This window comes from Mesorhizobium kowhaii (genome assembly GCF_042431665.1).
Lineage (GTDB): Bacteria > Pseudomonadota > Alphaproteobacteria > Rhizobiales > Rhizobiaceae > Mesorhizobium > Mesorhizobium kowhaii.
Genome location: NZ_JBHLYT010000198.1, coordinates 1 through 1,526 on the forward strand (window position 1 = coordinate 1; position 1,526 = coordinate 1,526).

General features: G+C 64.9%; 1 protein-coding gene. It reads left to right on the top strand.

The window, feature by feature from the left end; all coding sequences use genetic code 11:
* Window positions 1-1,526: hypothetical protein (locus tag ACFFNA_RS39340; RefSeq protein ID WP_378925678.1), on the top strand; the 1,526-nt coding region annotated here is incomplete at both ends.

A 1,526-nucleotide genomic window follows, 5' to 3' on the forward strand; every position in this document is an offset into this window, starting at 1 on the left:
TACTCGGCGCGATTGCGGAAAGGCTCAGCCCGATCGATCTGCTGGCGGTGTCGCAGACAGACGGCGAGCTGCGTGCTGCTGTCCAAATGTCCGCGGCGTTGGAAGAAAGGCGCCAGATGGCAATCCGGGTTCAGGCCGTCTGGAACAGGTTAATGGTCCCGCAGCCAGGAGTCGCGAATCCCTTTGTCGCACTAGTTGTTCCCGGCGTGTTGGAATCTCTCGCATCCAATTTCAATTGCCTGACCAGCGTGCAGCAGGAGCAGCTCGTTGCCATCGCCGAAGGACATAACGACCCCGAGCACCGCGTCTTTGCCCTGCGAGCCCTCGGCGGGGGGCTGGGAGGGCTCGCGCCCACGCTTCAGCAGCGCCTCGTCGAGGTCGCCGAAGGACTTGACGACGAAGAGCACTGCTTCCAAGCCCTGGAAGCGCTCAGACGGGGGGTGGGAGGGCTCGCGCCCGCGCTCCAGCAGCGTCTCATTGATCGCGCCGAGGCGCTTGACCCCGAATATCGCTTCTTGGCCTTGGAGGACCTCGGGCTGGCCGTGGGTGAGTTTACGCCCATGCTCCAGCAGCGTCTCGTCGAACTCGCCGAGGGGGTTGACGATCCCCAGTATCGCGTCGCTGCCCTCGTTTGTCTCGCAATGGGTGTGGGAGGGCTTGTGCCGGCGCTCCAGCAGCGTGTCGTCGATCGCGTCGAGGAGCTCAACCCGGAAGACCGCGTCTCGGTGCTTCGAGCCCTCGGGATAAGCGTGGGAGAGTTTGTACCCGCGCTCCAGCAGCGTGTGGTCGACCTCGCAGCAGGGCTTGTCGATCCCGTGCATCGCGCTCAAGCCCTGCAGCGCATCGGACTGGCCGCAGGAGAGTTTGCGCCGGAACTACAGCAGCGCCTCGTCAGGCTCGCCGAGGCGTTTGTCGATCCCGAGCATCGCGCTCAAGCCCTGGAGGGCATCGGACGGAACCTAGGAGAGCTTGCGCCCGCACTACAGCAGCGCCTCGTCGTGCTCGCCGAGGGGCTCGCCCAGTACGAGCATCGCGTCACAGCTCTGCGGGGCCTCGCAGTGGGCGTCGAAGGACTTGCGCCCACGCTCCAGCAGCGCCTCGTCGACCTCGTCGTGAGCCCTGACCTCGAAGATCACTTCTCGGCCCTCGCAGCCCTGGAGTCAGCCGTGGGAAAGCTTGTGCCCGAGCTACAGGAGCGCCTCGTCGTGCTCGTCGAGGGGCTCGCCCAGCCTCATCAACGCGTCTTAGCCCTATGGGGCTTCAGATGGGGCGTAGGCCGGTTTGCGCCGGCGTTACAAGAGCGCATCGTCGTGCTCGCCGAGGGGCTCGCCCAACCCGGAGATCTCAACCAGGCCATGTGGATCTTGAGAAAGGGCTTTGGACGTTTTACGCCCGAGCTACAGGAGCGCCTCGTCGTGCTCGCCGAGAATCTTAACGACCCACACGATCGTGTCACTGCGCTGCTAAGCCTCGGAGAGAGCGCGGGATTGCTTCCGCCCGAGCTACAGGAGCGCCTGGTCACCTTC